The 21,786-nt window shown below is 66.3% G+C and carries 15 protein-coding genes and 2 rRNA genes (1 of these 17 cut by a window edge); 11 read left to right on the top strand and 6 right to left on the bottom strand.

Annotation, left to right across the window (positions count from 1 at the left end):
• From M1D55_RS11470 to M1D55_RS11480, 3 genes are all read left to right on the top strand, one after another.
• Positions 1-2,420 (top strand): 23S ribosomal RNA (locus M1D55_RS11470) (it extends 461 nt beyond the left edge of the window).
• Between the two features lie 126 nt (positions 2,421-2,546).
• Positions 2,547-2,660 (top strand): 5S ribosomal RNA (gene rrf, locus M1D55_RS11475).
• 160 nt (positions 2,661-2,820) lie between these two features.
• Entirely contained in the window at positions 2,821-3,900 is a 1,080-nt protein-coding gene (locus M1D55_RS11480; RefSeq protein ID WP_456282218.1) for a DUF3047 domain-containing protein, read from the top strand.
• Between the two features lie 88 nt (positions 3,901-3,988).
• Here M1D55_RS11480 and M1D55_RS11485 read toward each other — a convergent pair whose 3' ends face one another.
• Together M1D55_RS11485 and M1D55_RS11490 are read right to left on the bottom strand one after the other, a co-directional pair.
• Complete coding sequence (locus M1D55_RS11485; RefSeq protein WP_456282219.1) at positions 3,989-5,038, bottom strand: DUF2891 domain-containing protein; 1,050 nt, start codon at positions 5,036-5,038, stop codon at positions 3,989-3,991.
• Positions 5,039-5,058: 20 nt separating this feature from the next.
• Positions 5,059-6,252, bottom strand: coding sequence for a M20 aminoacylase family protein (locus M1D55_RS11490; protein ID WP_006578029.1), 1,194 nt, complete (start codon positions 6,250-6,252; stop codon positions 5,059-5,061).
• A 458-nt stretch (positions 6,253-6,710) separates the two neighbouring features.
• Between M1D55_RS11490 and M1D55_RS11495 the strand changes: the two genes are divergently transcribed.
• From M1D55_RS11495 to M1D55_RS11530, 8 genes are all read left to right on the top strand, one after another.
• Positions 6,711-8,300 (top strand): ABC transporter substrate-binding protein, encoded by a 1,590-nt coding sequence (locus tag M1D55_RS11495; RefSeq protein WP_064577268.1) that lies wholly within the window; start codon positions 6,711-6,713, stop codon positions 8,298-8,300.
• A gap of 300 nt (positions 8,301-8,600) precedes the next feature.
• Positions 8,601-9,578 (top strand): ABC transporter permease, encoded by a 978-nt coding sequence (locus tag M1D55_RS11500; RefSeq protein ID WP_023264134.1) that lies wholly within the window; start codon positions 8,601-8,603, stop codon positions 9,576-9,578.
• Between the two features lie 4 nt (positions 9,579-9,582).
• Positions 9,583-10,572: an ABC transporter permease gene (locus tag M1D55_RS11505; protein ID WP_023264133.1), complete on the top strand. Its 990-nt coding sequence runs from the start codon at positions 9,583-9,585 to the stop codon at positions 10,570-10,572.
• A gap of 28 nt (positions 10,573-10,600) precedes the next feature.
• The gene (locus tag M1D55_RS11510) at positions 10,601-11,602 is read left to right on the top strand and encodes an ABC transporter ATP-binding protein (RefSeq protein WP_456282220.1); all 1,002 of its coding nucleotides are present in this window, start codon (positions 10,601-10,603) and stop codon (positions 11,600-11,602) included.
• Positions 11,603-11,607: 5 nt separating this feature from the next.
• Positions 11,608-12,663 carry an ABC transporter ATP-binding protein gene (locus M1D55_RS11515; protein WP_456282695.1) on the top strand — a complete coding sequence of 352 codons (1,056 nt, stop codon included), beginning with the start codon at positions 11,608-11,610 and terminating at the stop codon, positions 12,661-12,663.
• Between the two features lie 162 nt (positions 12,664-12,825).
• Positions 12,826-14,925, top strand: coding sequence for a molybdopterin-containing oxidoreductase family protein (locus M1D55_RS11520; protein ID WP_456282221.1), 2,100 nt, complete (start codon positions 12,826-12,828; stop codon positions 14,923-14,925).
• The gene (locus tag M1D55_RS11525; protein WP_456282222.1) at positions 14,925-16,118 is read left to right on the top strand and encodes an aminopeptidase; all 1,194 of its coding nucleotides are present in this window, start codon (positions 14,925-14,927) and stop codon (positions 16,116-16,118) included. Before M1D55_RS11520 ends, M1D55_RS11525 begins: the two co-directional genes overlap by 1 nt.
• 178 nt (positions 16,119-16,296) lie before the next feature.
• Positions 16,297-17,979: a long-chain fatty acid--CoA ligase gene (locus tag M1D55_RS11530; protein ID WP_006577770.1), complete on the top strand. Its 1,683-nt coding sequence runs from the start codon at positions 16,297-16,299 to the stop codon at positions 17,977-17,979.
• Positions 17,980-18,022: 43 nt separating this feature from the next.
• On the opposite strand, the gene M1D55_RS11535 is transcribed toward M1D55_RS11530, so the two are convergent.
• The 4 genes from M1D55_RS11535 to M1D55_RS11550 form a co-directional block, all read right to left on the bottom strand.
• Positions 18,023-18,454 carry a hypothetical protein gene (locus M1D55_RS11535; RefSeq protein WP_456282223.1) on the bottom strand — a complete coding sequence of 144 codons (432 nt, stop codon included), beginning with the start codon at positions 18,452-18,454 and terminating at the stop codon, positions 18,023-18,025.
• A 101-nt stretch (positions 18,455-18,555) separates the two neighbouring features.
• Entirely contained in the window at positions 18,556-19,059 is a 504-nt protein-coding gene (locus M1D55_RS11540) for a MarR family winged helix-turn-helix transcriptional regulator (protein ID WP_006577768.1), read from the bottom strand.
• A gap of 104 nt (positions 19,060-19,163) precedes the next feature.
• Entirely contained in the window at positions 19,164-20,183 is a 1,020-nt protein-coding gene (locus tag M1D55_RS11545; RefSeq protein WP_006577767.1) for a Bug family tripartite tricarboxylate transporter substrate binding protein, read from the bottom strand.
• A gap of 195 nt (positions 20,184-20,378) precedes the next feature.
• Positions 20,379-21,491: a porin gene (locus tag M1D55_RS11550; protein ID WP_006577766.1), complete on the bottom strand. Its 1,113-nt coding sequence runs from the start codon at positions 21,489-21,491 to the stop codon at positions 20,379-20,381.
• Positions 21,492-21,786 lie beyond the last annotated feature (295 nt).

Here is a 21,786-nt window from a genome sequence, read left to right on the forward strand (position 1 = left end):
GTGAGGGAAAGGCGAAAAGAACCCCGGGAGGGGAGTGAAATAGATCCTGAAACCGCATGCATACAAACAGTCGGAGCCTGGCAACGGGTGACGGCGTACCTTTTGTATAATGGGTCAGCGACTTACATTCAGTGGCAAGCTTAACCGGTTAGGGAAGGCGTAGCGAAAGCGAGTCCGAATAGGGCGATTGAGTCGCTGGGTGTAGACCCGAAACCAGACGATCTATCCATGGCCAGGTTGAAGGTGCGGTAACACGTACTGGAGGACCGAACCCACTAACGTTGAAAAGTTAGGGGATGAGCTGTGGATAGGGGTGAAAGGCTAAACAAGTCTGGAAATAGCTGGTTCTCTCCGAAAACTATTTAGGTAGTGCCTCGTGTCTCACCTTCGGGGGTAGAGCACTGTCATGGTTGGGGGGTCTATTGCTGATTACCCCGCCATAGCAAACTCCGAATACCGAAGAGTGCAATCACGGGAGACAGACATCGGGTGCTAACGTCCGGTGTCAAGAGGGAAACAACCCAGACCGCCAGCTAAGGTCCCCAAGATTGGCTAAGTGGGAAACGAAGTGGGAAGGCTAAAACAGTCAGGAGGTTGGCTTAGAAGCAGCCACCCTTTAAAGAAAGCGTAATAGCTCACTGATCGAGTCGTCCTGCGCGGAAGATGTAACGGGGCTAAGCCAGTCACCGAAGCTGCGGACGCGCCTTGTGCGCGTGGTAGGAGAGCGTTCCGTAAGCCTGTGAAGGTGTCTTGTAAAGGATGCTGGAGGTATCGGAAGTGCGAATGCTGACATGAGTAGCGATAAAGGGGGTGAAAGGCCCCCTCGCCGTAAGCCCAAGGTTTCCTACGCAACGTTCATCGGCGTAGGGTGAGTCGGCCCCTAAGGCGAGGCAGAGATGCGTAGCTGATGGGAAGCAGGTTAATATTCCTGCACCGTCGTATGATGCGATGGGGGGACGGATCGCGGAAGGTTGTCCGGGTGTTGGAAGTCCCGGTCCCTGCATTGGAGAAGGCGCTTTGGCAAATCCGGGCGCAGGATTCAAGGATGTGGGGCGAGCGGCCTAGTGCTGCGAAGCAATCGGAAGGGGTCCCAAGAAAAGCCTCTAAGCTTCAGTCATACGAGACCGTACCGCAAACCGACACAGGTGGGCGAGATGAGTATTCTAAGGCGCTTGAGAGAACTCGGGAGAAGGAACTCGGCAAATTGGTACCGTAACTTCGGGATAAGGTACGCCCTGGTAGCTTGACTGGCCTGCGCCAGAAGGGTGAAGGGGTTGCAATAAAATGGTGGCTGCGACTGTTTAATAAAAACACAGCACTCTGCAAACACGAAAGTGGACGTATAGGGTGTGACGCCTGCCCGGTGCCGGAAGATTAAATGATGGGGTGCAAGCTCTTGATTGAAGTCCCGGTAAACGGCGGCCGTAACTATAACGGTCCTAAGGTAGCGAAATTCCTTGTCGGGTAAGTTCCGACCTGCACGAATGGCGTAACGATGGCCACACTGTCTCCTCCCGAGACTCAGCGAAGTTGAAGTGTTTGTGATGATGCAATCTCCCCGCGGCTAGACGGAAAGACCCCATGAACCTTTACTGCAGCTTTGCATTGGACTTTGAACCGATCTGTGTAGGATAGGTGGGAGGCTTTGAAGCGAGGACGCCAGTTCTCGTGGAGCCGTCCTTGAAATACCACCCTGGTTTGTTTGAGGTTCTAACCTAGGCCCGTGAATCCGGGTCGGGGACAGTGCATGGTAGGCAGTTTGACTGGGGCGGTCTCCTCCCAAAGTGTAACGGAGGAGTTCGAAGGTACGCTTGGTACGGTCGGACATCGTACCTAAAGTGCAATGGCAAAAGCGTGCTTAACTGCGAGACCGACAAGTCGAGCAGGTGCGAAAGCAGGACATAGTGATCCGGTGGTTCTGAATGGAAGGGCCATCGCTCAACGGATAAAAGGTACTCTGGGGATAACAGGCTGATACCGCCCAAGAGTTCATATCGACGGCGGTGTTTGGCACCTCGATGTCGGCTCATCTCATCCTGGGGCTGTAGCCGGTCCCAAGGGTATGGCTGTTCGCCATTTAAAGAGGTACGTGAGCTGGGTTTAAAACGTCGTGAGACAGTTTGGTCCCTATCTGCCGTGGGCGTTGGAATCTTGACGGGGGCTGCTCCTAGTACGAGAGGACCGGAGTGGACGTACCGCTGGTGTACCTGTTGTCTCGCCAGAGGCATCGCAGGGTAGCTATGTACGGAAGAGATAACCGCTGAAAGCATCTAAGCGGGAAACTCGCCTGAAGATGAGGATTCCCTGGAGCCTCGAGCTCCTTGAAGGGTCGTTCAAGACCAGGACGTTGATAGGCTGGGTGTGGAAGCGCAGTAATGCGTTAAGCTAACCAGTACTAATTGCCCGTAAGGCTTGATCCTATAACCAGTGCGTTTAGCGCGTTCGATACGCGCCGCTGGTATCCGCATACGTGCCATACAGCACAACCTACGCTACATCCCAATACGCCCGATTGGCCCCACAAGCCAGTCCGGCAACCCTTTATGCCTGGTGACCATAGCAAGTCGGAACCACCCCTTCCCATCCCGAACAGGACCGTGAAACGACTTCGCGCCGATGATAGTGCGGACTACCCGTGTGAAAGTAGGTCATCGCCAGGCTCTCCATTCAAAAACGCCCCAGATCCCAACAGGTCTGGGGCGTTTTGCTTTGCGGCAGGGCCGAAATAGAACGACATTGTGTGCCCCAGCCCGCAGACGGAATACAACAGATTGGCCGCCAAGGTGAAGTCACCGGTTCCGCGCCCGAACGGGCTCTGCTATGGTGTCGCTCGGCGTTGGCACCCGCCCTGTTTCAGGGCATGGCAGGCCGGCGTCATGTAATCGGAGCCGCGGTCGACCCAGCGCCCGGCGATCCGAAGTTCGGGAGAGAGGGATGGCCGCAATCAGGCCCGGAATCATCGGCATGGACCTGCGCAGGCCCGCGGTTGCAGCCGCACTTTGTGTGCTGACCGCCGCATTGGCGGCATGTTCGACCTCTTCATCGCCACCGATCGACTCAGCGGCCCGCGCGCCGTCGGCGAAGCCATCGATCAAGATCGCCGCGACCGACTGCCGCGGCTTTCATAAGCGGCTCGCCGCTTCCTCCACCGCCAGAACGCTGCGCACGCGAGCATCGGCCGGCACGGGCGTTGCGGGAGTGTTCCAGAAAGTTGCCGATGGAAGCGAGCAAGAAGACAGCGAACCGACGCCGTTGCCGCATCTTCCATTATTTTCCGCGTCGGATCCCGAGCAATCGCTGCCGGCCGGCTGGCGCAGTTGGACTGTCAACCGCAGCAAGACGCCGACGCAATATGCGCTGGCCGAAGTCGACCAGCGTGTCGTGCTGCATGCCCGCGCCGAGGGCTCGGCGTCGGGGCTCTATGTCCCGCTGACGCCGCGCGATCCCGGCAAGCTGCGTTGGGCCTGGAAGACCCGCGACGTCATCCCCGACGGCGACAACGCCGCCGGGCCGCGCGAAGACGCGCCGCTGCGGGTGTTCGTGGCGTTCGATGGCGACAAGAGCACGCTGTCGCTGAAGGACCATCTGATGGACGAGATGGCGCGGCTGATGACAGGCCGCGAGATGCCTTACGCGACGTTGATGTACATCTGGGGTTCGAAACGCGCGGAAGGGACCGTCATTCCGAATCCCCATACCGAGCGGGTCCGCATGATCGTGGCCGACTCGGGCACGCGTCACGCGAGGCAATGGCGCTGCCATGAGCGAGATCTGCGGGCCGACTATCGCGCCGCCTTCGGCAAGGAGCCGGGCCGCCTGCTGGCGGTCGGCATCATGACGGACACCGATAACACCAAGAGCCAGGCCGAAGCCTGGTATGGCGACATCGCGCTGGATTAGCGGCGGGCAGACCGATACGACGGTCCACCGCCGAAAATCGATCGCCGAAAATTCGATCGGCGAGGACCAACCGGCGAAGAACAGGCGCTCACGCCGCGAGCACGGGATCGGTCAAGGCCAGCGCCGCGAACGAAGCCAGCCAGTGCGTACCGACATAGTCCCCACTGACCGCCTGCGCCAGCGACGCGTCCAGATGATCGGCCCACGCGGCCGCCGCTTTCGTCCGCAACGGTTCCGGCAGCGACGGCCCCAGCAGGCGCCAGCACCAGGCGCGCGACAGGTTCAGTCCGTCGAGGTGCACCAGCTTCGGATCGGTGCGATCGGCGACCACCACCGGCGTCAGCCAGGTCGCCAGATCGCTGGGCGCCGGCGCAAACATCTCCCACCATTCGGCGAACGCGCAGTCGTCCAGCACCCTGCGCATCAGCACCGCCTCCATCAGGCCGCCTGACAGGAACTCGTCGCCGCCCGGCTCATAGCGGGCCGGGTAGCGCTGGTCGTGGCCGAACCAGCGATGCGCGCGCCGCGCGATGGCCCGGCGCAGCGCCGGATGGCCCTCGGTGCGCGCATAACCGTCCGCCAACACCAGCGCGAAGGCGCTGTTGGCGTGCGTGCCGGTGCGGATCGGGAAGTCGGCGATATCGAGATAGTCGGTCAGCCGGCCGGCCAGATCGGTCGCCAGCGGCTCGCAGGCCTTCGCCCAGCGCTGGACCTGCTCGTCGGCCCCGGGAAATTCGCGCAACTCCGCCTGCAGCCGCAGGATCCAGGCCCACCCATAGGGACGTTCGAAGGTCGCGCACCCCGGCCGCTGGAAATAGGCAAGTTCGGCCGCGACCGCCTGCGCCTGCCACTGGATATCGAGCGTCGAGCGGATCGCGCCGGCCTCGGGAAGATCGGGCCGCTGCGCCAGCAGCCGGACCAGCAGCCAGTGCATGTGCACGCTGGAGTGCCAGTCATAGCTGCCGAAATAGACCGGATGCAGCGTGCGTGGCTCGGCCAGGTCGCCGGCGCCCATCATCATGTGGTCGACGCGGTAGGGATAGGGCCGCAGGATGTTCTCGAGCGCGACCTGGGCGAAGGCGCTGGCGGTCGCGATATCGAGTGCCGGCAGCGCGGCCCGCCCGGCCGTGCCAGTCACGCCGGCAATGTCCTCGCCGCTCACGCCGGCGCCAGCCACTTCTCGACCAGCTTGACGAAGAATGTCGAGCCGACTGGAAGGATCTCGTCGTTGAAGTCGTAGCTGGGGTTGTGCAGCATGCAGGGCCCGATGCCGTGGCCCGCCTCGCGGTGCCCGCCCTCGCCGTTGCCGATGAACAGATAGCAGCCGGGCCGCTCGAGCAGCATGAAGGAAAAGTCCTCGGCGCCCATCGTCGGTTCGACGTTGGCCTCGACGTTGTCGACGCCGACCAGCTCGCGTGCGACCTCGACCGCGAAGGCCGCTTCGGCGGCGCTGTTGACGGTCGGTGGATAGTTGCGGTCGAAGCTGAATTCGATGGTGCAGTCGAAGGCCGTGGCGACGGCGCGCGCCACCTCTTCCATGCGCCGTTCGATCAGGTCGAGCACCGGCAGCGTGAAGGTGCGCACGGTGCCGCCGATCCATGCCTCGTTGGGCACGATATTGGTGGCGTCGCCGGCGTGGAACTGCGTGACCGAGATCACCGCCGCGTCGATCGGCCGCTTGTTGCGGGTGATGATGCCCTGCAGCGCGCCCACGATCTGGGCCGCGGTGAAGACCGGGTCGTTGCCGTTATGCGGCATCGCGGCATGCGCGCCCTTGCCGCGCACGACGATGCGGAACTCGTTGCTCGATGCCATCAGCGGGCCGGGGCAGGTGCCGAACGAACCGGCCGGCATGCCGGGCCAGTTGTGCATGCCGAACACCGCGTCGCACGGGAAGCGCTCGAACAGGCCGTCGCGAATCATCTCGCGCGCGCCGCCGCCGCCTTCCTCGGCCGGCTGGAAGATCAGATGGACGGTGCCGTCGAAGTTGCGGTGCCGCGCGAGGTAGCGGGCGGCGCCGAGCAGCATCGCGGTATGGCCATCGTGTCCGCACGCGTGCATCTTGCCCTCGTATTGCGAGCGGTGGCCGAAGGTGTTCGCCTCCTGCAGCGGCAGCGCGTCCATGTCGGCGCGCAGTCCGATGCTGCGCGCGCTGCTGCCGTTGCGGATCACGCCGACCAGGCCGGTCTTGCCCAGGCCCCGATGGACCTCGATGCCCCAGTCGGTCAGCGTGCGCGCAACCACGTCGGCGGTGCGCTGCTCCTCGAACCGCAATTCCGGATGAGCGTGAATATCGCGGCGGATCGAACGGATCTCGTCTTGCGCCTGGAGGATTTCGGGGATCAGGGTCATGGCCGTGGCAGCAGCGGTAAGCGGTGATGAACGAGAAGGTAATGACCGGGGAGAAACACCGAGTCGACAATACGGAATGGGGAAACCGCGGGGGTGAAACAACCGGATCATACGACGCCCCGCCGGAATGCGCCAAAACCGGCGCCGGAACCGAGGGTCACCACCAGCGGCCACCATGAAGGGCCAAGGCGCGAGGTTTCCCCCAGGAGATTTCCCGTATATGCCGCCCAATATACCGCGCGATTTGCCGTCGGCATTCGCCACCGTTGCGCCCGGAGGTGGGTTTCCCCGCATTGCCGCCGGGGCTTCTCTACTGGAACAGTTAATGCTTGCCGTACCGCGTCCGCGAGCCGGGCCCCGCGAGTATCACGACGCCTGCACCAATTTGCGGCGTCGCAGCTTGCGACGGTCACAGGCCGCTCGTTATAGTTGCCCCCACTTTTCGGGAGAATCGCTCGATGCCGCTACGCCACCACCAGAAGGCACTTGCAACCGCCCTGCTCGCCGCAGCCATCAGCTTCGGTGCCGGCGGTCAGGCACTGGCAGCCGATTTCAAGCTGGCCATGAGCTCGCCGCCCACCTCGATGGACCCGCACTTCTACAACCTGTTCTCGAACATCAACGTGTCGGAGCACATCTTCGACAGCCTGATCAAGATGGACGCGGACAGCCGCATCATTCCGGGCCTGGCCGAGTCGTGGAAGCTGGTCAACGAGACCACCTGGGAGTTCAAGATCCGCAAGGGCGTCAAGTTCCATGACGGCTCGCCGCTGACCGCCGAGGACATCCTGTGGTCGCTGGACCGGCCCGCGACGATCCAGAACAGCCCGGGCAAGTTCGACGTCTATACCAAGGCCATCGTCGCCAAGAAGATCATCGATCCGAACACGATCCAGCTGATCACCGCGCAGCCCTATCCGCTGGTGCTGAACGACCTGACCTCGATCTTCATCGTGCAGAAGAAGGCCACGCAGGGCCTGAACTCCGACGACTTCGCCCAAGGCAAGGGCATGATCGGCACCGGTCCGTTCAAGTTCGTCAGCTATGCGCGCGACGACCGGGTCGAACTGACGCGCAACCCCGACTACTGGGGCCCGAAGCCGGCGTGGGACAAGGTGACGCTGCGCTTCATTCCGAACCCCGCCACGCGTCTTGCCGCCCTGCTGTCCGGCGACGTGCAGGCGATCGAGAACGTGCCGACGCCGGATCTTCCGCAGGTGCGCAAGAACCCGAAGCTGTCGTTCTTCTCGAAGATCTCGCACCGCGTGATCTACCTGTATTTCGATGCCAAGCGCGACAAGTCGCCGTACGTCACCAGCAAGGACGGCCAGCCGATGGACAAGAACCCGCTGAAGGATGCGCGCGTGCGCAACGCCATCAGCATGGCCATCAATCGCCAGGGCATCAAGGACCGGCTGATGGAGGGGCTGTCCGAGCCGACCAACAACCTGGTGCCGGCGACGCTGTTCGGGCATAACCCGAACCTGAAGACCGTCAAGTACGACCCCGAGGGCGCCAAGAAGCTGCTGGCCGACGCCGGCTACCCGAACGGCTTCGGCGTGACGCTGCATACGCCGAACAACCGCTACGTCAACGACGAGAAGATCGCGCAGACCATCGCGCAGAACCTGACGCGGATCGGCATTGCCACGCGCGTCGAAGGCATGCCGATGGCGACGTACTCGTCCAAGGGCATCAAGCACGAGTGGTCGTTCGGCCTGCTGGGCTGGGGCGCGCAGACCGGCGAGGTCAGCTCGCCGCTGCGCGCGCTGCTGGCGTGCGAGGATGCCAAGAAGGGCTTCGGCACCACGAACTGGGGCGAGTACTGCAATCCGAAGATGGACGCGGTACTGGAGAAGGCGCTGTCGACGGTCGACGACGGCGAGCGCTCGAAGCTGCTGCAGGAGGCGACCGCGATCGCGATCAACGATGGCGGCATCATCCCGATCCATCAACAGGTGACCACCTGGGCCACGCAGAAGGGCATCACCTACGTGCCGCGGACCGACGAACGGACCTACGCGCACAACTTCAAGCCGCAGCAATAACGCGGCAGGGCCGGCGCCAGGCTGTCGACTTGACAGCCGTGCAGTGCGCGGTGCCCAATGGCGCCGCGCGCTCGACCGGACCGCCGGGCCCAAGCGGACCGCCGCGTGCGGCCGGGGCCCCGCGGGCCGTGGGCCCTCGGACCCGGCCACGCGCCGATCGCCACCCAAACAGCCGCCCGGCGACGATCGGGCGGCGCTAGCCGTCAGCCGGTGCCGCGTCCCGCCGCATGCCTTCGCGCGACTTCTCGCGCGAGCCATGACGGAGGGCGGTGCCGGCGGCGAAGGAAAAGCGTCCCGACTATGCTGGTCTTTATCATCCGGCGCCTGATGCAGAGCGTGGTCGTGCTCTTCGTCATGTCGCTGCTGGTCTTTCTCGGTGTGTTCGCCATCGGCAATCCGGTGGACATCCTGATCAATCCGCAGGCCGATCAGGAGGACATCAAGCGCACCATCGCCGCGCTCGGCCTCGACAAGCCGCTGTGGGAGCAGTACTGGATCTTCCTGACCAATGCGCTGCAGGGCAATCTGGGCATCTCGTTCGCGCACGGCACGCCGGCGCTGAAGCTGATCTTCGAGCGGATGCCGGCGACCATGGAGCTGGCGGTCTGCGCGATCCTGCTGGCGATCGTGCTCGGCATTCCGCTCGGGCTGTGGGCCGGCCTGCGGCCCAACGGCATCGCCGGCAAGTCGATCATGACGGTGTCGATCCTCGGCTTCTCGCTGCCGACCTTCTGGGTCGGGCTGATGCTGATCATGGTGTTCGCGGTGCAGCTGGGCTGGCTGCCGTCGAACGGGCGCGGGCAGACCGTCCCGGTGCTCGGCATCCCGGTCAGCTTCCTGACCGTCGACGGCATCCGCCATCTGGTGCTGCCCGCCGTCACGCTGTCGCTGCTGAACATCGCGATGGTGATCCGGCTGACGCGCGCCGGCACGCAGGAGGCGATGCTGCAGGACTACGTCAAGTTCGCGCGGGCCAAGGGGCTGTCGAACACGCGGATCGTCGGCGTGCACGTGCTGAAGAACATCCTGATTCCGATCGTCACCGTGATCGCGCTGCAGTTCGGCTCGATCATCGCGTTCGCCATCGTCACCGAGACGATCTTCGCCTGGCCCGGCATGGGCAAGCTGATCATCGATTCGATCCAGCTGCTGGACCGGCCGGTGATCGTCGCCTACCTGATGGTGATCGTGACGCTGTTCATCCTGATCAACCTGGCGGTCGACATCCTCTACAGCGTGCTCGACCCGCGCGTGCGCATCGCCGACAACAAGGGCTGATCCCATGACCATCGCTACGCAACCGGGCACGCCGGATGGGCTGCCGGTTCCCCCCTCCGATATTCCCGCCGGTCCCCCGGGCACCCCGACCGGCACGCCGACGCCGTCAGCGGCGGCCGTCGATACGCCGTGGCGCCGCTTCGCCCGGCAGTTCTTCTCCAGCAAGATCGCCGTGGCGGGCCTGGCGGTGCTGATCGCGATCGTGCTGGTCGCGATCTTCGCGCCGTGGCTGGCGCCGCAGGACCCCTACGACCTGGCCACGCTGGACGTGCTGGACGCGCGCCTGGCGCCGGGCGAGGTGGCGGGCAACGGCATGACGTTCCTGCTCGGCTCGGACGAGCAGGGCCGCGACATCCTGTCGGCGGTGATGTACGGCCTGCGCATCAGCATCGGCGTGGGCGTGGTCAGCACGGTGATCGCGCTGGTGCTGGGCGCCACGCTCGGGCTGATCGCGGGCTTCGTCGGTGGACGCGTCGAGGCGCTGATCATGCGCGTCGCCGATCTGCAGCTGTCGTTCCCGCCGATCCTGCTGGCGCTGATCCTGCTGGCCTTCCTGCGGCCCGGTATCGGCAATATCGTGATCGCGCTGGTGGCGGTGCAGTGGGCCTACTACGCGCGCACCACGCGCAGCGCGGCGCTGGTCGAGCGGCGCAAGGAATATATCGAGGCGGCCACCTGCCTGGGGCTGCCGGCGCGGCGCATCATGTTCCGCCACCTGCTGCCGAACTGCCTGCCACCGCTGATCGTGATCGCCGCGCTGCAGGTGGCGTCCGCGATCACGCTGGAGGCAACGCTGTCCTTCCTGGGACTGGGCGTGCCGATCACCGAGCCGTCGCTCGGATCGCTGATCTCGAACGGACAGCAGTACATGCTGTCCGGCAAGTACTGGATCAGTTTCTTCCCCGGCATCGCGCTGGTGGTGACCATCGTCGCGATGAACCTGGTCGCCGACCAGCTGCGCGACGTGCTGAATCCGCGCCTGCAGACGCTTTGACAGACGACGCCAACAAGGGAATGACCGCATGAACAGCAAACCAACACTGCTGGTCGAGGACCTGGAAACGCATTTCTTCACGCGCGGCGGCGTCGCGCGCGCGGTCGATCGCGTCTCCTTCTCGATCGGCCGCGGCGAGATCATGGGGCTGGTCGGCGAGTCCGGCTCGGGCAAGTCGATGACCGGCTATTCGATCATGGGACTGATCGACCCACCGGGGCAGGTGGTCGGCGGACGCATCGAGCTGACCAGCCGCGACGGCGTCACGCGCGACCTGCGCAGGCTGACGCCGGCGCAGATGCGCAACGTGCGCGGCAACCGCATCGCGATGATCTTCCAGGATCCGATGATGACGCTGAATCCGGTGCTGCGCATCGACACGCAGATGATCGAGGCGGTGCTGGCGCACGAGAAGGTCGACAAGGCGGTGGCGCGCGAGCGCGCGCGCAATGCGCTGGCGCGGGTCGGCATTCCGTCGCCGGACGAGCGGCTGCAGGCCTATCCGCACCAGTTCTCCGGCGGCATGCGCCAGCGCGTCGCGATCGCGATCGCGCTGCTGAACAAGCCGGACCTGATCATCGCCGACGAGCCGACCACCGCGCTCGACGTGACGATCCAGGGCCAGATCCTCTACGAGATGCAGAAGCTGTGCCGCGAGTCCGGCACCGCGCTGATCTGGATCACGCACGACCTGTCGGTGATCGCGGGGCTGGCCGACAGCGTCTGCGTGATGTACGCCGGCAGGATCGTCGAGGCTGGCGACGTGCGCCAGGTGCTCGAGCGTCCCGAACATCCCTATACGCACGGACTGATCGGCTCGGCGCCGTCGCGCAATCCGCGCGGCGCGCCGCTGCGGCAGATCCCCGGCATGACGCCGTCGCTGCTGAACCTGCCGGGCGGCTGCGCGTTCCGCGAGCGCTGCCCGCGCGCCACCGAGATCTGCCGCACCGAGCCGCCGCTGAGCAGCGCGCCCGACGGACGGCGCCTGCGCTGCTTCCATCCGGTGCTCGAAACCCAGGAGGCCGCATGACCGATATGTCCGTGATCGACGCGCCCGCCGACGCGGCAGCGAAGCCGGCCTCCGCGTCGGCAACCGGCGCGCCGCTGCTCGAGCTGCGCGGCGTCTCCAAGCGCTTCGTCAAGTCGCTCGACGCCGCCGCACGCATCGCCAATCTGTTCGGCGCGCATGCGAAGGAAGAAGTGGTGCACGCGGTCGACCATGTCGACCTGGCCATCCGCGCCGGCGAGGTCGTCGGCCTGGTCGGCGAATCCGGCTGCGGCAAGTCGACGCTGGGCCGGATGGCCGTCGGCCTGCATACGCTGACCGAAGGCACGCGGCTGTGGAAGGGCGAGGACCTGGAGCAGCTGCCGGCGGAGAAAAAGCGCGAGAAGCAGCTGGCGATCCAGATGATCTTCCAGGATCCGTACGCCTCGCTGAACCCGCGGCTGCGCGTGCTCGATATCGTCGGCGAGGCGCCGGTGGTGCACGGCATCGTGCCGGCCTCGGGCCAGAAGGCCTATGTCGAGGAGATGCTGACGCGGGTCGGCATGGACCCGACCGTGCTGCGGCGCTTTCCGCATCAGTTCTCGGGCGGCCAACGGGCGCGCATCGGCATTGCGCGCGCGCTGGCGGTCAGGCCGGAGTTCCTGGTCTGCGACGAATCGGTGGCGGCGCTGGACGTGTCGATCCAGGCGCAGGTGCTGAACCTGTTCATGCGGCTGCGCCAGGAGCTGAACCTCACCTACCTGTTCATCAGCCACGACCTCGGCGTGGTCAAGCACACCAGCGACCGCGTGGTGATCATGTACCTGGGCCGCGTGGTCGAATCCGCGCCGACCGAGCAGGTGTTCGCCGCGCCGAATCATCCGTACACGCAGGCGCTGCTGGCCGAGGCGCCCAAGCTGGAGGTCGGCAAGAAGACCTATGTGGCGATCCAGGGCGAGATCCCGTCGCCGCTGCATCCGCCGTCGGGCTGCCACTTCCATCCGCGCTGCCCGCATGCGATGCCGCGCTGCCGGGAGGAGTCTCCCGCGCTGAAGGAGATCGCGCCGGGGCGGATGTCAGCCTGTCATCTGAACGACCAGCGTTGAGCGCCTGACGCGGACGACGGGACCACTGGCCGGAGGAGGCGAGCAGGCGGCGCAGGGAGGCGGCGGCGCCTGCGCCGGCTGCCCCTGGATGGAATCCGATCGAATCCGACGGAATCCGATCGAATACAATCGGCCACAAAGACCATCGCCCCCGGAGAACCCATGTCCACCCGCATCGTCCGCGCCGCCTGCCCGCACGATTGTCCCGACAGCTGCGCGCTGCTCGTCACCGTCGAGGACGGCCGCGCCGTCAAGGTGGCCGGCGATCCCGACCATCCGGGCACGCAGGGCGTGCTGTGCACCAAGGTGTCGCGTTATACCGAGCGCACCTATCATCCCGACCGCCTGCTGACCCCGATGAAGCGGATCGGCCCGAAGGGCAGCGGACAGTTCGCGCCGATCGGCTGGGACGAGGCGCTCGACATCGTCGCGCAGCGGCTCGGCGCGATCGCCGCGCGCGATCCGCAGGCCATCGTGCCCTACAGCTACGCCGGCACGATGGGGCTGGTGCAGGGCGAAAGCATGGCCGCGCGCTTCTTCCACAAGCTCGGCGCCTCGCTGCTCGATCGCACCATCTGCGCCAGCGCCGGCGCCACCGCGCTGCGCTACACCTACGGCGCCAGCGTCGGCATGGACATCGAGCATGTCGAGGACGCGAAGCTGATCGTGATCTGGGGCGGCAATCCGATCGCCTCGAACCTGCACTTCTGGACCCGCGTGCAGCAGGCCAAGCGCCGCGGCGCGACGCTGGTGGCGATCGACCCGTACCGCTCGCTGACGGCCGAGAAGTGCCATCGCCATCTCGCGCCGATGCCGGGCACCGACGGCGCGCTGGCGCTGGCGATCATGCACGTGCTGATCCGCGACGATCTGCTCGATCACGACTACATCGCCCGGCACACGGTCGGCTTCGACGCGCTGCGCGACCGCGCGGCGCAGTATTCCCCGGCGCGCGCCGCGCAGATCTGCGGCATCGATGCGCAGGACATCGAATGGCTGGCCGGCCTGTACGGCCAGCTCGCCGTGCGCGAACGGCAGCCGGTCGCGATCCGCCTGAACTATGGCATGCAGCGCGCCCACGGCGGCGGCCAGGCGGTGCGCGCGGTGGCCTGCCTGCCGTCGCTGGTGGGCGCATGGCGCCACGCCGCCGGCGGGCTGCAGCTGTCGACGTCGGGCTTCTTCCCGATCGACAACGCGGCGCTGCAGCGCCCGGACCTGCTGCCGAGCTGGCCGAAGCTGCCGCGCACGATCAATATGTCGACGATCGGCGATGCGCTGCTGGGCGAGGGGTTGCCGGCCGGCACGCCGCCGGTCGAGGCGATCGTCGTCTACAACAGCAATCCGGTCGCGGTCGCGCCGCAATCGGGCAAGGTGGCGGCGGGCTTTGCCCGCGAGGACCTGTTCACCGTGGTGCTCGAGCACTTCCGCACCGATACCGCCGACTATGCCGACATCCTGCTGCCGGCCACCACGCAGCTCGAGCACGTCGACGTGCACAAGGCCTACGGCCACACCTACTTCCTCGCCAACAACCAGGCGATCGCACCGCTGGGCGAGGCGCTGCCCAATACCGAGATCTTCCGCCGGCTGGCACGGCGCATGGGCTTTACCGAGCCTTGCTTCGCCGACAGCGACGAGGACATCGCCGCGCAGGCGATCGCGCACAACGATCCACGCGCGGCCGGCATCGACTGGCCGACGCTGAAGGAAAGCGGCTGGCAGAAGCTGAAGCTGCCGGCGGCGCCGTTTGCCGAGGGCGGCTTTCCCAGCCCCACCGGCAAGTGCCAGTTCTACGCGGCCGAGATGGTCAAGGACGGCCTCGATCCGCTGCCAGGCTACGTGCCGCCGTACGAGGCGCCCGCCAGCGCGCCGGAGCTGGCGGCGCGGTATCCGCTGGCGATGATCTCGCCGCCGGCGCGCAACTTCCTGAACAGCACCTTCGTCAACGTCGACAGCCTGCGCGCGACCGAGGGCGAGCCGCATCTGGACATCCATCCGGACGACGCCGCCGCGCGCGGCATCGTCGACGGCATGATGGTGCGCGCCTTCAACGACCGCGGCAGCATGCAGGCGCGTGCCCGCGTCACCGACCGCGCGCGGCAGGGGCTGGTGGTCGGGCTGTCGATCTGGTGGAAGAAGCTGGCGCCGGACGGCAAGAACGCCAACGAGCTGACCAGCCAGCGCCTGACCGACATGGGCCGCGCGCCGGTCTTCTACGACTGCCTGGTGCAGGTGGAGGCCGCCGCGCAGGCGGTGACGTGATGGCACGGCGGCCGGCTCGCGTCCGCGTGGCGGCCGCGCTGGCCGCCCTTGCCGCCCCGGCGCTGGGCGCGCTGCTGGCCGGCTGCGAGGCCGTCGGCTACTACGCGCAGTCGATCAGCGGCCATCTGGGCGTGATGGCCCAGGCCACGCCGCTGTCCGACGCGATCGCCTACGCCAACGGCAGCAACGACAAGCGGCTGGCCGACCGGCTCGCGCTGGCCGGACGCATGCGCGACTTTGCCTCGCGCGAACTGGCGCTGCCGGACAACGGCAGCTACCGGCACTACGCCAACCTGCATCGTCCCTATGTGGTGTGGAGCGTCTTTGCGACGCCCGAGCTGTCGATGGAGCTGCACAAGTGGTGCTTCCTGGTGGTCGGCTGCGTCAACTACCGCGGCTACTACGCGATCGAGGACGCGCACCGCTATGCCGCGGGGCTGCGCAGCCAGGGGCTGGAGACCTATGTGGCGGGCGTTCCCGCCTATTCGACGCTGGGCTATTTCGACGATCCGTTGCTGAACACCTTCGTCTATCTGCCCGAGGGGGAGCTCGCGCGGATGATCTTCCACGAGCTCGCGCATCAGGTGGTCTACGTGCGCAACGACACCACCTTCAACGAGTCGTTTGCCTCGGCGGTGGAGATCGCCGGCGTCGAACGCTGGCTGGCGCGCGAGGCCTCGGCCGACGCGCGCGCCAGCTATCGCCAGTACGATGCGCGCCGCCGGCAGTTCCGCGCGATGCTGCTGCAGGCGCGCGCCGAACTGGACGCGCTGTACCGCAGCCCCATCGACGACGACGCCAAGCGGGCCGGCAAGGCGGCGATCTTCGCCGCGCTGCGCCAGCGCTATGCGGCGCTGAAGGAATCGTGGGGCGGCTACAGCGGCTACGACCGCTGGTTCTCGCAGCCGCTGACCAACGCCCATCTGGCCGCGGTCGCCACCTATCAGCAATGGGTGCCGGCGTTCCTCGCGCTGCTGGAGCAATGCGGCGGCGACTGGAAGGCCTTCTATGCGGAGGCCGAACGCATCGGCAAGCTCAAGCCCGAGCAGCGCAAGGCGCGGCTGCGTGCGCTGGCGCCGAATGAGCGGGCGATCGGCGCGGCGACGGTGAACGCCGACGCCGGCGGCGGCGACGCGGCAGGCCATGCCTCGGCCGGCCCGGGTGCCGCCACCGGGCAGTCCGGCGGGTCCTAGGGTATTCCCGCGCCGGCGCGCACACCGACGGCGCGATCGGGCGCCATTACACTGGCAGCGGTCCAGAGGACTTCATCTAACGTGTCGTCCTGGTGTTGTCTTAAGGGGGCCCGCCGTTTAGCATCGCCGTTTAGCGTTGCAAAAATCGAACGATCATTCAGAAACCAGGAGACGGCATATGGAAAAGCAGTGGCTGAAATACTATCCGGCAGGCGTCCCCGCCGAGATCGACGCCAGCCAGTACCGGTCGCTTGCCCAACTGCTGGAGGAATCCTTTCGGGACTACGCGGACCGGCGTGCCTTCGTCTGCATGGACAAGGCGATCACCTATGCCGAGCTGGACCGGCTGTCCGGCCACTTCGCCGCCTGGCTGCAGGCGCGCGGACTGAAGCCCGGCGCGCGCGTCGCGATCATGATGCCGAACGTGCTGCAATACCCGGTGGTGCTGGCCGGCGTGCTGCGCGCCGGCATGGTCGTCGTCAACGTCAATCCGCTGTACACGCCGCGCGAGCTCGAGCACCAGCTCAAGGACAGCGGCGCCGAGGCGATCGTGATCCTGGAGAACTTCGCCGCCACGCTGCAGCAGGTGCTGTCGGCCACGCCGGTCAAGCACGTGGTGGTGGCCAGCATGGGCGACATGCTCGGCGGCCTGAAGGGCGCGGTGGTCAACTTCGTCGTGCGCAACGTCAAGAAGATGGTGCCCGCGTGGGAGCTGCCGAACTGCGTGCGCTTCCCCACGGCGCTGGCCGAGGGCAGCCGGCTGCAGCGCAAGCCCGTCGATACCGGCCCGGACGACATCGCCTTCCTGCAGTACACCGGCGGCACCACCGGCGTGTCCAAGGGCGCGGTGCTGCTGCACCGGAACGTGGTCGCCAACGTGCTGCAGTCGCATGCGTGGATGCAGCCCGCGCTGGCCAAGGGCGCGCCGATCGACCAGGTGGTGACGATCACCGCGCTGCCGCTGTATCACATCTTCGCGCTGACGGTCTGCGGGCTGCTGGGCATGCGCAGCGGCGGCCTGAGCGTGCTGATTCCGAATCCGCGCGATATCCCGGGCTTCATCAAGGAGCTGCAGAAGTACCGCTTCCACATGTTCCCGGCCGTCAACACGCTGTACAACGCGCTGATCAACCATCCGGACATCGACAAGGTCGATTTCTCGGGGCTGCGCGTGGCCAACGGCGGTGGCATGGCGGTGCAGGAGGCGGTGGCCAAGAAATGGCTGGCCAAGACCGGCTGCCCGATCATCGAAGGCTATGGCCTGTCCGAGACCTCGCCGTCGGCGACCTGCAATCCGACCGACAGCGACGCCTTCTCGGGCACCATCGGACTGCCGCTGCCGTCCACGGAAATCGCCATCCGCGACGACGACGGCCGCGACGTGCCGCTGGGCCAGCCGGGCGAGATCTGCATCCGCGGACCGCAGGTGATGGCCGGCTACTGGAACCGGCCGGACGAGACCGCCAAGGTCATGACGCCGGACGGCTTCTTCAAGACCGGCGATATCGGCATCATCGACGAGCGCGGCTATACCCGCATCGTCGACCGCAAGAAGGACATGATCCTGGTGTCGGGCTTCAACGTGTACCCGAACGAGATCGAGGGCGTGGTCGCGGAGTGCCCGGGCGTGCTCGAGGTCGCGGCGGTCGGCGTGCCGGACGAACACTCGGGCGAGGTGGTCAAGCTGTTCGTCGTCAGGAAGGATCCGGCGCTGACCGAGCAGGACGTGATCGCGTTCTGCAAGGACCGGCTGACGGGCTACAAGCGGCCGAAGTACGTCGAGTTCCGCACCGAACTGCCGAAGACCAACGTCGGCAAGATCCTGCGCCGCGAGCTGCGCGATTCGCGCAAGGCCGCCTGATCGCCGCCACGGCGCCGACGATGCCGACGATGCCGGCGCCGGCTCAGCACTCGTTGGACGGCGCCAGCCCCGGCTCGCGCCGTCCGTCCGCGTAGACCACGCGCACGCAGCTGCCGACATCGAGCCCTGGCGCCGCCGGGCCGTTGACCGTCGCAGCGGTGCCGTCGTTCAGCTTGATCTCGTAGGCAAAGATGTCGACTTGCTGCACCGGCGGGCGATTCAGCAGCCGGCCCAGGTCGAACGCCAGCCCGACCCCGACGCCGCCACCGCTCCAGCCGCCCCCGCTGGCGGCGCCCACCCCCACGCCATAGCCGGAATAGCCGCGCGCCTGTTCGACGTCGACGCGCGTGACGAAGCGTTTCTCGGCGATCCTGCCCAGCTTGACGGTGGCGTTGACCGGCGTGATCTGCGGCGCCGGCGGCGCGCTCGGCGACCTGGCGCAGGCACCGGTGAGGACGGCCACGGCGGCGGCCATGGCGGCCACCGCGGCCGTCCTCGCGGGCGCCGGCTGGCGCAAGACACGCAACGCTTGCGCTTGCGGCCGCTGTTGCAACCTCGGTTGCGGCATCAGGGATTTCATGCGGACACCAGTGTCGATTTGAGGCGGCCCAGCAGCTTGAACAGCGCGCGCCGCTCGGTCTCGGCGAGCCCTTCGAACAGCTGCTCGACCCATTGCTCGTGCGCGCGCGCCATGCGCGTGAAGGCCGCGCGGCCGGCCGGCGTCAGCCGGATCAGATAGGCGCGCCGGTCGTTGGCGAGCGGCTCGCGCGAAACCAGCCCTTCCTGCTGCAGCTGATCGGTGATGCCGGTCACGTTGCCGCCGGTCACCATCATGCGGCGCGACAGCTCGCCCATCTTCAGGCCCTCGGGATGGCGCTCGAGCTGCGCCATCAGGTCGAAGCGAGGCAGCGTGCAGCCGAACGATTCGCGCAGCCGGCCGCGGATATCGGCCTCGACCAGGTTGGTGCAGGTCAGCAGACGCAGCCACAGGCGCAGCGCCTCGTGGCTGGCGTCATCGGCGCGGGTTTCGAGATCGACTGGCGCCGCGTTGGGCGCGGCGTCGGCGGCGGAGGTCGGCATTGCAGGCGGGCATCGAAGAAAATGGTTGACGCCTGAAGTATATGCGTTTGGCCGACCGCGAGGCTGGCTCAGGCAGCCGGCGCGACCCGAGTGCGGCGAGGCGGTCAGTCGACCTTGGCGCCCGAGTCCTTGACCACCTTGGCCCACTTGGTGGTTTCCGCGCGGATATGCTGCGCGAACTGCTCCGGCGTATTGCCGACGGGCTCGGCGCCCTGGGCCTGCAGCTTTTCGCGCATCGCCGGGGTGCCCAGCGCCTTGGCGACTTCCTGCTGGATCCGCGACACGATCGCGGGCGGCGTGCCGGCCGGCGCCAGCAGGCCGAACCAGGAACTGGCCTCGTAGCTGGGCAGCTTCGCGGCCTGCGCGATGGTCGGCAGGTCGGGCAGCGCCGGCGACGGCCTGGCGCTCGTTACCGCCAGTGCCTTCAGCTTGCCGGCCTTGATCAGCGACATCGACGACGGCAGGTTGTCGAACATCACCTGCATGGTGCCGCCGGCCAGATCGGTCAGCGCCGGGCCGCTGCCCTTGTACGGGAAGTGGACCATGAAGGTCCGGGTCTGCGTCTTGAACAGTTCGCCGGCCAGGTGGATCGAGGTGCCGTTGCCGCTCGAGGCCATGTTCAGCTTGCCGGGATTGGCTCGCGCGTACGCGATCAGGTCGTTGACGCTGTTGATCTTGTTCTGCTGCGCGAACGCCGGGTTCAACACCAGCACGTTGGGCACCGCGGCGACCAGCGTGATCGGCGCGAAGTCCTTGATCGGGTCGTACGGCAGCTTGCCGTACAGCGACTGGTTGATGCCATGCGTGCCGACCGTGCCCATCAGCAGCGTATAGCCGTCGGGCTCGGCCTTCGAGACGATCTCCGCGCCGATATTGCCTCCCGCGCCGGGACGGTTGTCGACCACCACGTTCCAGCCCGGCAGCTTCGACAGCTCGGCGGCGACCGCGCGCGCCAGGATGTCGGTGGTGCCGCCGGGGGCGAAGGGTACGACCATGCGGATCGGTTTGGCGGGATAGCTGCCGGGATCGGCGGCGTGCGCGGGAATCTGCCATGCCGTCGCGGCGAGCCCGCTCAGGGTGGCGGCCAGGGTCAGGCGCAGCGCGCGGCGGCGGGTTGCTTGCATCGGTTCGTCTCCTCGGGCGCCTGCTGGCGCATCGTCTTGTGCCTGCCGGCGGGCCGACGGGACTGCTGCATTCTAGTGGCGCCGGCGCAGCGCTGCCGATGAGGTGAAGCCCTATGGCAGCACGGCGCGGCCAACAAAAAAGGCACCCGGAGGTGCCTTTCGAAAGCGGGCGTGCCCGCGGTGTTGCCGTTGTTCTTAGAACTTGTGGCGGATGCCGATGCCCACGCCGACCATATTGTCTTCGCCGGCGCCCAGCGGGTAGCCGTTGGCGAAGCTGATCACGGCGCTGTCGAAGTTCAGGCCGGCGTTCTTCGTGTAGGCCGCGGTCAGGTAGATGTCGGTCCGCTTGGTGATGTTGTAGTCCGCCACGAAGCTGACCTGCCACGGGTTCGGAGCGTTGACGCCGTTCAGGTTCTTGACGTCGGCGTAGTAGTACGCCAGCGTCAGGCCCAGCGCGGCGGTGGCCTGGTAGTTGGCGCCGGCCCAGTAGTAGTCGTCGCGATAGATGGTGGCGTCGTTCGGGGCCTTGTTCTGGCCCCAACGATAGCCGGCCATCAGCTTGGCCGGGCCGAACGCGTAGCTGGCCGCGGCGCCTGCCTTGCGGAACGTCGCGGTGTCGCCGCCGGTGTTGGCCACCGTCGGGTTCGACTGGTCGTAGGCGATGGTTACGCCCAGCGGACCGGCCGCGTACGCCACCGCGCCACCGTAGCCGGTGTCGCGCCGGAACTGGCCCGGGACTTCGCCGGTGCCGGCCACGCCGTTGCCGAACGACCAGTGCGCGATGGCCGTGACCGGACCGAACTTGCCGGTGTACTTGGCGGTGTTGTCCGAACGGAAGTTGGTGCCCAGCTGATAGGCGATCGGTTCATACTGCGTCGCGTAGCCGGTCGGCGAGAAGTTGGCGAACGCATCGAACATCGAGGTGTACTGGCGGCCGAAGGTGAAGCGGCCGACCTGGTTGCTCTCGATCCCGACGTACGCCTGACGACCGAACAGGCGGCCGCCCTGCTGCATGCGGCCATCATCGACGCCGAAGCCGCTTTCGAGCACGAACAGCGCCTTCATGCCACCGCCGAGATCCTCCACGCCGCGCAGACCCCAGCGCGAACCGGACAGGCCACCGGAAGTCACCCCGAACTTGTTCTCTCCACGACCCGGAAATCCGGCCGTGCCGGCCGCGGTCGAAGACATGTTGCTGACGTATTCGATGTTGGCGTCGACCACCCCGTACAGCGTGACGCTCGATTGGGCCTGTGCGGTGCCGGCGAAAGCGCCGAGCGCGGCCAATGCAAGAAGCGACTTCTTCATGCTGGTTTATCTCCTGTAGTAAGAATTATTGGTGTGATGCGCGAGGCAGCCTCCTGAGCTCTCCATGGCCCACGCACCCAACTTCGCGAGAAGTTGTCAGGTACTGTAACAAACGGCCTTGTTTGCACAATCGCACAGTCGTTCTATTGTCGGCTTTTCACAACTCAGGGTTTTGGAGTAGCCCGCCAGCCCAAGCCAGTACTGGCAAGGCGCCCGGTGCGGGACGTCCGAAACGGGGGCGGTACAATGCGGGAATTCCCCGAACCGACCCAAGGCGGCTCGTCGTCACTTTCAC

It is taken from the genome of Cupriavidus sp. JZ107, from assembly GCF_053903255.1.

Excerpts from the sequence above, each read along its gene's own strand:
- M1D55_RS11480 (WP_456282218.1), top strand. The coding sequence starts at position 2,821 with ATGGTGTCGCTCGGCGTTGGCACCCGCCCTGTTTCAGGGCATGGCAGG.
- M1D55_RS11490 (WP_006578029.1), bottom strand. The coding sequence starts at position 6,252 with ATGACCCTGATCCCCGAAATCCTCCAGGCGCAAGACGAGATCCGTTCG.
- M1D55_RS11495 (WP_064577268.1), top strand. The coding sequence starts at position 6,711 with ATGCCGCTACGCCACCACCAGAAGGCACTTGCAACCGCCCTGCTCGCC.
- M1D55_RS11500 (WP_023264134.1), top strand. The coding sequence starts at position 8,601 with ATGCTGGTCTTTATCATCCGGCGCCTGATGCAGAGCGTGGTCGTGCTC.
- M1D55_RS11505 (WP_023264133.1), top strand. The coding sequence starts at position 9,583 with ATGACCATCGCTACGCAACCGGGCACGCCGGATGGGCTGCCGGTTCCC.
- M1D55_RS11510 (WP_456282220.1), top strand. The coding sequence starts at position 10,601 with ATGAACAGCAAACCAACACTGCTGGTCGAGGACCTGGAAACGCATTTC.
- M1D55_RS11515 (WP_456282695.1), top strand. The coding sequence starts at position 11,608 with ATGTCCGTGATCGACGCGCCCGCCGACGCGGCAGCGAAGCCGGCCTCC.
- M1D55_RS11520 (WP_456282221.1), top strand. The coding sequence starts at position 12,826 with ATGTCCACCCGCATCGTCCGCGCCGCCTGCCCGCACGATTGTCCCGAC.
- M1D55_RS11525 (WP_456282222.1), top strand. The coding sequence starts at position 14,925 with ATGGCACGGCGGCCGGCTCGCGTCCGCGTGGCGGCCGCGCTGGCCGCC.
- M1D55_RS11530 (WP_006577770.1), top strand. The coding sequence starts at position 16,297 with ATGGAAAAGCAGTGGCTGAAATACTATCCGGCAGGCGTCCCCGCCGAG.
- M1D55_RS11535 (WP_456282223.1), bottom strand. The coding sequence starts at position 18,454 with ATGGCCGCCGCCGTGGCCGTCCTCACCGGTGCCTGCGCCAGGTCGCCG.
- M1D55_RS11540 (WP_006577768.1), bottom strand. The coding sequence starts at position 19,059 with ATGCCGACCTCCGCCGCCGACGCCGCGCCCAACGCGGCGCCAGTCGAT.
- M1D55_RS11545 (WP_006577767.1), bottom strand. The coding sequence starts at position 20,183 with ATGCAAGCAACCCGCCGCCGCGCGCTGCGCCTGACCCTGGCCGCCACC.
- M1D55_RS11550 (WP_006577766.1), bottom strand. The coding sequence starts at position 21,491 with ATGAAGAAGTCGCTTCTTGCATTGGCCGCGCTCGGCGCTTTCGCCGGC.